The sequence below is a fragment of the Streptomyces sp. NPDC006332 genome, assembly GCF_040612855.1.
Classification (GTDB): domain Bacteria; phylum Actinomycetota; class Actinomycetes; order Streptomycetales; family Streptomycetaceae; genus Streptomyces.
In genome coordinates this window covers 1-7,429 of the sequence record NZ_JBEXRA010000116.1, presented here as the reverse complement: position 1 = coordinate 7,429, position 7,429 = coordinate 1, and the positions used below count along the sequence as shown (strand labels likewise).

8 protein-coding genes are annotated in these 7,429 nt (G+C 71.7%); 4 read left to right on the top strand and 4 right to left on the bottom strand.

What is annotated here, in order from left to right:
- Nucleotides 1–116: 116 nt before the first annotated feature.
- Entirely contained in the window at nt 117–839 is a 723-nt protein-coding gene (locus tag ABZ027_RS42720; protein ID WP_356778445.1) for a 2OG-Fe(II) oxygenase, read from the bottom strand.
- 190 nt (nt 840–1,029) lie between these two features.
- Between ABZ027_RS42720 and ABZ027_RS42715 the strand changes: the two genes are divergently transcribed.
- The 3 genes from ABZ027_RS42715 (at nt 1,030) to ABZ027_RS42705 (ending at nt 3,792) form a co-directional block, all read left to right on the top strand.
- A complete protein-coding gene (locus tag ABZ027_RS42715; protein ID WP_356778443.1) occupies nt 1,030–1,275 on the top strand; it encodes a hypothetical protein in 246 nt (81 codons plus the stop codon).
- Between the two features lie 3 nt (nt 1,276–1,278).
- A complete protein-coding gene (locus ABZ027_RS42710) occupies nt 1,279–1,656 on the top strand; it encodes a toxin Doc (RefSeq protein ID WP_356778441.1) in 378 nt (125 codons plus the stop codon).
- Between the two features lie 507 nt (nt 1,657–2,163).
- Nucleotides 2,164–3,792 (top strand): RICIN domain-containing protein, encoded by a 1,629-nt coding sequence (locus ABZ027_RS42705; protein ID WP_356778439.1) that lies wholly within the window; start codon nt 2,164–2,166, stop codon nt 3,790–3,792.
- 69 nt (nt 3,793–3,861) lie between these two features.
- Here ABZ027_RS42705 and ABZ027_RS42700 read toward each other — a convergent pair whose 3' ends face one another.
- The 3 genes from ABZ027_RS42700 to ABZ027_RS42690 form a co-directional block, all read right to left on the bottom strand.
- The gene (locus ABZ027_RS42700) at nt 3,862–5,031 is read right to left on the bottom strand and encodes a lactate 2-monooxygenase (RefSeq protein ID WP_356778437.1); all 1,170 of its coding nucleotides are present in this window, start codon (nt 5,029–5,031) and stop codon (nt 3,862–3,864) included.
- Between the two features lie 103 nt (nt 5,032–5,134).
- Nucleotides 5,135–5,824, bottom strand: a complete 690-nt coding sequence (locus ABZ027_RS42695; RefSeq protein ID WP_356778435.1) for an alpha/beta hydrolase — start codon at nt 5,822–5,824, stop codon at nt 5,135–5,137.
- 78 nt (nt 5,825–5,902) lie between these two features.
- Nucleotides 5,903–6,454, bottom strand: a complete 552-nt coding sequence (locus ABZ027_RS42690) for a hypothetical protein (RefSeq protein WP_356778433.1) — start codon at nt 6,452–6,454, stop codon at nt 5,903–5,905.
- Nucleotides 6,455–6,789: 335 nt separating this feature from the next.
- Between ABZ027_RS42690 and ABZ027_RS42685 the strand changes: the two genes are divergently transcribed.
- Nucleotides 6,790–7,224 carry a protease inhibitor gene (locus tag ABZ027_RS42685; protein ID WP_356778431.1) on the top strand — a complete coding sequence of 145 codons (435 nt, stop codon included), beginning with the start codon at nt 6,790–6,792 and terminating at the stop codon, nt 7,222–7,224.
- The last annotated feature ends 205 nt before the right edge of the window (nt 7,225–7,429 follow it).

Genomic DNA, 7,429 nt, shown 5'->3' with positions numbered 1-7,429 from the left:
GCCTGAGCGACACCGGGCAGCTCGGCGAGACGCGTCTGGATCTCCCCGAGCTCAACACGCTGACCACGGATCTTGACCTGGTCGCTCATGGGCGGCCGGGGCGCACTCCGCCTCGCTCAGGACGCGTCATGGAAGACGATCCCGAGGGCGTGCCGGCTGCCCGAGCGCACGACACTCACCCCGTGCCGCATCGCTCCCGCCGACCAGCCGCGCCGGGTGCGCACCGGGTGGTCCCGGGTGGTGAAGACCAGCCCGTGACCCTGGCGCAGCGCGGTGGCCGTGCCGCGGGACTGCGCGCGGGGACGCTGCTCCACCAGCAGGAACTCACCGCCCGTGTAGTCGGCGCCGTAGGCGTCGAGGCCGACGACCACCTGGAGCGGGAACAGCATCTCCCCGAACACGTCGCGGTGCAGTGCGTTCCAGTCGCCCTCGCCGTACCGCAGCAGGATCTGCGCCGACCTGTTCTGCCCGGCCGCGTGGCAGCGCTCCAGCCATGCGCCCAGTGAGTCGGGCCAGGGCGCCGGGCGGCCGAGCCGGGCCGCCCAGTCCCGGGCGATCGGCAGCAGCCGCGGATAGAGGCTCTCGCGCAGCGCGGCGACCGGGCCGGGCAGGTCGTGGGTGAAGTAGCGGTACTGCCCGGAGCCGAAGCGATGCCGTGCCATGTCGACCGTCGTCCGGAACAGCTCCGGCTTCTCGTACAGCGCCGCCAGGTCGCGGCACTCGGCGGGCGTCAGCAGTTGTGCCGTGGTGGCGCAGCCGTGCGTGTCCAGGTCCTCGGCGAGCGCGGCCCAGTCGGTGCCGTCGACCCGCCGTACGGCTTCCTCGGTACTGAGCGTCATGAGGTCCGCCCCTCCTCCCCGTCCTGTGCGGGTGTTGTCCCGTCGGTGTCCTCCCTCCCGAGTCTGCGGCCGGCGCGGCCCTGCGTCCGGCGGGAATCGGACCTGGTGTTTCCGATCCTTTGGTACCGCACGCACCATGCCTTGACCTGGTGGTATTTACGGGTGAGTACCCGCGCGGTACCGTGGGGTCATGCCTGCTCTGAACGTGGAATTCAGCGACCGTGAGCTGGAGGACCTGCGGCAGATCGCCAAGGAACGCGGTACGTCGATGAAGGCACTGGTGCGTGAGGCAGCCGCGGCCGACATCGCCCGGCACCGGGCCCTGCAGGAGGGCGCCGAGGCGTTCCGCCGGTTCTTCGCCTCGCACGCCGACGAGTTCGCGGCCGCCTTCCCCGAGGACGAACCACACAGCCGAAGCGAGGGGCGGGTCGCCTGACCGATGGCTCCTGTCGTCCACATCGACGTGCCCTGGCTGCTCCAGCGCCACGAAGAGGTCCTGCCCGACCAGCCCACCGTCAACGACTTCTCCGCGCTGGTGGCCGCCGTCGCCCGCCACCGTGTCGACCCGCCGCGCCTCGGGGTGGACTCCGACCCGGCCTGGCGGGCCGCGGCCCTGCTGCACACCCTCGCCCTGCTCAAGCCGCTGCCGGCGGCCAACGCCCGCTTCGCCTGTGCGACGGCCGTGGCGTACATGTTCGTCAGCGACGTCGGCATCGACCCGCCCTACGGCGCTCTCGTCGACCTGGCCCGCGACCTGATCTCCGGCAAGACGGATGTGTACGGCGCCGCCGACCGGTTGCGCTCCTGGCAGATCTGACGTCCCTGGCGGCACATGCCGCACCGTCCTCGGGGCCGCCGACCGAGGGCGGAAGGATCGGGGTCGGCGGCCGTCGTCGCACAGAAGAGCCGCCGTTCTGCGCGGGGCCTCCGAGGAAAGGCCGCCTCCAGTGCACTACGCGGGCCACCGCGCCGGGACCGTGCGTGGCGCTCCGGCGCGTGCGCGATTTTCACACGGGGCGCATGCAATGCCGAAATGCCGTGCCGGACTGACGAGTTGGCGCAGAGCTCGCGCCGTATCTGACTTTCTTTCAATGATGTGCAGGTTGCCCGAGTGCCTTGTTGGTCATGAGTGACTTGTGCAAGGGTGAAGCACCGGCGTGGGGGTAAGGGCCGGCCGGCATTCGTCCCGTGGGGAACCGGGACGGATGGACGTTGGTGAATTCGCGCTCCCCGCGCCCGCGCCCGAAAGGTGCCGCACTCCCCGGGCTCCTTTTCGGCGACCAGAACTTCTGTGTCCGTATGCGCGTGGGAAGGAATCCGCTCCGTGTCCACCCCCCACCCCCCTCGTCCCCCCTACCCCCCGTCCGGTGGGCCTCCGGAAGAATCCGACGACAGCCTCGGCGCGAGACTCAGAGGGCGCCCGGACCGGGAGAGCAGCCCCGCCGTGGCGCTGCTGATGGCCCGGCACTGGCGGCCGGCCCACGAGTACGCGGCGATCTGTCTCGGCGATTCCGCCGACAGCGCCTCCCTGGCCACCGCCGCCGCCTTCCACCAGGTCCTCGACCGGCTGGCCGTCGGCGAAACGGCGATGGCGTTACGTCCCCGGCTGCTGCTGGCCGTGCGGGACACGGTCCGGCAGTGGGTCGCCGATGACCGCATATCCGGTGTTCTGCCGGACCTCGACAAACCCGCGGGCGCCCGCGCGATGCGTACGGCGAAGTCCATGACGCCGGAAAACCGCAAGCTCGCCGAGCGGTCATTTCATGCTCTTCCCGCACTCTCCCGCTGTGTGCTGTGGCACGTGGAGGTGGAGGCGGAGCCCATAACCGTCCCCGCGGCACTGTCCGGCATGGATATCGACACCGCGTCGGCGGCACTCGAACAGGCGCGTGAAAAATTCCGTGAAGGATGTGTACATGCCCATCGGGAACTCGCGCCGACCAAGGATTGCCGCTTCTACAACCGCCTCCTCGACGTTCCGATTCGCAGGGGCGGGGGACTGCTGCCGGATGTCCAGCACCATCTGGGGGAATGTCGCTATTGCCGTAACGCCGCCGAACAGCTGAGCTATTTCGAGGGCGGGTTGGGGGTCATGCTCGCCGAGGCGGTGATCGGCTGGGGTGCCCGCCGCTACCTCGACAGCCGTCCTGGCCGCGGTGGGCCCGAGGAGGGGGCGCGGGGCGCCGCCCGGCACGGTGGCGGCCGCCGCCGCCTCCTGACCGGCACCCCGGTCGCACCCGCGTTGCACCGCCGGATCCCGGGCGGCCTCCGTTCCTCGCGGACACTGCTCACGGGTGTCGGTCTCGCCTCCGCGGGGCTGCTGGCGACGGTGCTGGTGGCCGGCCTCTGGTCGACGGACGACGGAGTCGACCCGGCCGCCTCCACCAGCGCGAACGGCGGCCTCGGCGGTCCGGACACCGGACCCCAGTCCCCGCCGACGGCATCCTCCGGCACCGCCCGGCTCCCCGCCGCCCCGGGCCGGACCAGGCTGCGCAGCGCCGACGCCGACCTGTGCCTCGACATCACGGGCAAGCCGAAGAAGGGGGCCGGGACCGAACTGGCGAAGTGCTCCACCGCGGCGACCCAGCAGTGGTCGTACGAGAACGACGGGCTGCTGCGCAGCGTGGCCGAGCCCGCGTTGTGCCTGGACTCGCACGTGGACGCCGGTGTGGTGGTCCTCGGCGGCTGCGCCGACGCGAAGGACAAGCGCGCCGACGATGTGCGCTACGACCTCACCGTACGGGGGGAGGTGCTGCCCCGCTGGGACGACAAGCTCGCCGTCACCTTCACCGACGACGACGCGGGCGCCGACGTCGTCGTCAAGGTCCGCGACGGTTCCACCGAGCAGCGCTGGCTGACCGACCCGACGTCGACGGCCACCCCGGGATCCCTGTCCATCACCGGGACGCAGAAGCCGTCGGCGCGGTCGGCTGAATTGACGGACCGGATCTGACGCGAGACGGGAGCCGTCGTCCTTGTGGCCGGCGGCCACCGTGGAACCCGGCGACCCGCGGGGCCGCGCTCAGTGCGGCTCCGTCACGAGGTCGGCGGGGCCCACGGTGGCCGGGACGGCGTGACCCGACAGGGCGAGGGTGAGGTCGAACTCGGCGAGCAGGCAGCGGATCACGTGTTCCACGCCGGCCTGCCCGTCGAGTCCGAGCCCGTAGACGTAGGGCCGTCCGGCGAGCACCGCCCGGGCGCCGAGCGCCAGCGCCTTGAAGACGTCGTCGCCGGTGCGGACGCCGCTGTCGAACAGGACGGTCAGCCGGTCGCCGACCGCCTCCGCGACCCGCGGCAGCGCGTCGGCCGCGGCCAGTGAACCCGCGATCTGGCGTCCCCCGTGGTTGGACACCACCACACCGTCCATCCCGGCGTCGGCGGCGAGCCGGGCGTCGTCCGGGTGCAGGATCCCCTTCAGGACGATGGGCCCGTCCCAGTTCTCCCGGAGGAACTCCAGGTCCGGCCAGGTCTTGGCCGGGTCCGAGAACATGCCGACGAAATGCAGGACAGCGGCGTTCAGGTCCTCGTGCACCGGCTTGGCCAGGCCCGCGAGGAAGGCGGGATCCGAGAAGTAGTTGGCGGTGCCGACGCCGTGCAGGAACGGCAGGTACGCCTGGTCGAGGTCGCGTGGACGCCAGGACAGCAACGGGGTGTCGAGCGTGACCACCAGCACGGTGAACCCGGCCGCCTTCGCCCGGTCGAGGAAACTGCGGGCCACCTCGGGATCCTTCGGCCAGTACAGCTGGAACCAGCGCTCGGCGTCCCCCATCGCCTCCGCGACCTGCTCCATCGGCGTGCTCGACGCCGACGACAGGACGTACGGCACGCCCTGCGCGGCGGCGGCCCGGGCGGCGGCCGGCTCGGCCCCCGGATGCATGATCGACAGCACCCCGACCGGCGCGAGGGCCAGCGGCGCGGGCAGGGCCCGGCCGAGGACCTCGACGGACAGATCACGCGCGTGTACGTCTCGCAGCATGCGCGGCACGATCCGACGCCGCTCCAGCGCCGCCCGGTTCGCGCGGGCGGTGCTGCCGTCACCGGCGCTCCCCGCGACATACCCGACGGGCCCTGGACCGAGCCGCTGCTCGGTCAGCTCCTCCAGCCGGGTCAGATCGGTGGGCAGGCGCGGGACGGCGCCCGACATCCCGTTGAGATAGATCTCGTACTGGAAGTCCGCCCAGTGCTTGGCCATGGGGACGTCCCGCCTCTCGTCGCTGAGAACGCGCTGCTCCCTGACGATACTGGCGAGTAAGCGCAGGTCCGCCCACGGGGGGGGGTGGGCCTGCGGAGGGGGATCAGGTTCTGGCGGCCCGGTCCAGGATCCGGGCCAGTTCGGCGGGTTGCGAGAACATCGGCCAGTGGCCGGTGTCCATGTCGACCCGCTCCCAGCGCTCGCTCTTGAGCAGTTCGGCCGCGGCGGGCAGCGGTTCGTCGCCGTCGAGCAGGCACTTGACGTACGTGGCGGGCAGATCGCCGAGGGACCGGGTGAGAACGGCCGGTTCGGTGGCCGTGGCACCGGGGTGCGGGGTGGCGCCGTCGAGGATCCGGGTGATCTGCTCGTCCGTCAGGCCCTGACCCGCGAAGTCGGGCGCGCCGGGCACGGGCCAGAACCCGTGGGCCTCGATCGCCTCCCGCACCTCCTCGCTGGACCAGCCGGACAGGGACGACTCCCCGTCCACCGGGACGTTCGCGTCGACGAACACCACCCGGGTCAACCGGTCCCCGATACGCTCCGCGGCCTGGCCGACCGGTACGCCGGCATAGCTGTGCCCGACCAGGACGACATCCCGCAGGTCGAGCCGTTCCACCTCACTGACGATGTCCTGGACATGGGTCTGCTGGCCGGCGGGCACACCGCGCTTCTCGGCGAGTCCGGACAGGGTGAGCGGATGGACCTCATGCCCGGCCGCACGCAGTCCGGCAGCCGTCTCTTCCCACGCCCACGCGCCGAGCCACGCGCCTGCCACAAGTACGAAGTTGGTCATGCCGAGAACGTAGCGGAGGGGGCTGACAGCGAGGCCGTGGGCGGCATCGCCCGGGCCGGTCAGTGCGCGGCACCTCCCTCAGGTCTCGTCGGCCGGTGTGTCCTCCGGTTCGGCGTCGGGTCCCTGGGCGCGGACCCGCTGGACGTGTTCGAGGGACTCCCGCAGTTCGGCCAGCCAGTCGTCGGTGTGGCTCTGGACGAGGCGCACGCACCAGGCGAGCGCGTCGCTGCGGCTGCGGGCGACACCGCCCGCGACGAGGGTGTCCAGGACCTGGCGCTCGGGCTGGCGCAGCCGGGTCATCACGGGTGCCGCGACATGGGTGAACAGGGTGCGTTCGGTGCCGCACACCACGCCCCAGGAGACCTTCCGGCCGAACCGGTGCTCGGCGTCCCGCGCCACCGCGATCCGGGCGTCCCGGGTGCGCTCCCGGAACTCCTGGCTCCGGCCCTGGACGGCGGCCTTCCGCTCGGCGTCCGAGGCGTCGCCCGCCAGCCGGGGCTCGGGGATCCGGCCGATCACCGTGATCTCCTCGCGGTCCACCGTCACCTCGACCAGTTCCTCGAACAGGTCGTCGGGGAGGCGGCCGGCGAACCAGCCGCGCAGTTTCTCTCGCTGCTCTGTCGTAATCATGTAATCACCATTACTCCGCCCGAACATGAACACAAGGGGTCGCCCAGGGGTGCGCTCAGGGCTGAATGCGAGAGAAGCGGAATGTTTCAGGCCTATTGCCGAACGGGGGGAATCCGGCCATCGGGCCCGATCCGGCGATCAAGAACCGCTCAGTTCGGGGGTCGAAGCGTTCGAATTCCGTGACTTCGCGCCACTGATTCAATACGCAAGGTTACTGAAACCTGTGGGTCCGATGTGAGTTTCGACGGCGGACTCGGCAGACTCGCGCTCGCCGCCTCCGGCACCGATCGAGCCGGTCGGCGGCACACCCTCGAATCAGCGGAAGGATGCACACAATGCGGAACACCGCGCGCTGGGCAGCGACCCTCGGACTGACGGCCACCGCCGTCTGCGGACCCCTCACCGGGACCGCCCTCGCCGCCCCGCCCACCGCCCCGACCTCGCTCTACGCTCCCACGGCCCTGGTGCTCACCGTGGGGCACGGCGAGAGCGCGAGCCTCGCCACTCCGGCCCGTGCGGTCACCCTGACCTGCGCGCCGACCGCCTCCGGGACCCACCCGGCCGCGGCGTCGGCGTGCGCCGAACTCCGCTCCGTCGACGGGGACTTCGACGCCCTGACGGCCGGCAGCGGCGTCAAGTGCACCAAGCAGTACGACCCCGTGGTCGTCACCGTCGACGGTGTGTGGCGGGGGCAGCGGGTCTCCTACGAGCGCACCTTCGCCAACGAGTGCGTGAAGAGCGCCCACGGCGGCAGCGTCTTCACGTTCTGAAGGACCGGGACCGCGCGGTCCTCGTGACCCTCCCAGGGGGCCCGCAGTAAGGGGAGTGCCGGCCCCCGACGCGAGGACACGCGGTCCCGCAACCGGGGTCGGCGGACGGAGCGTACACCCCGAGACTCGCCGCCGCCGTCGCGGTCGGCGGGCTGCTCGTCTCCTCGTTGCTCGCGGCGCTGCTGGTGACCGTCACCGACCAGGC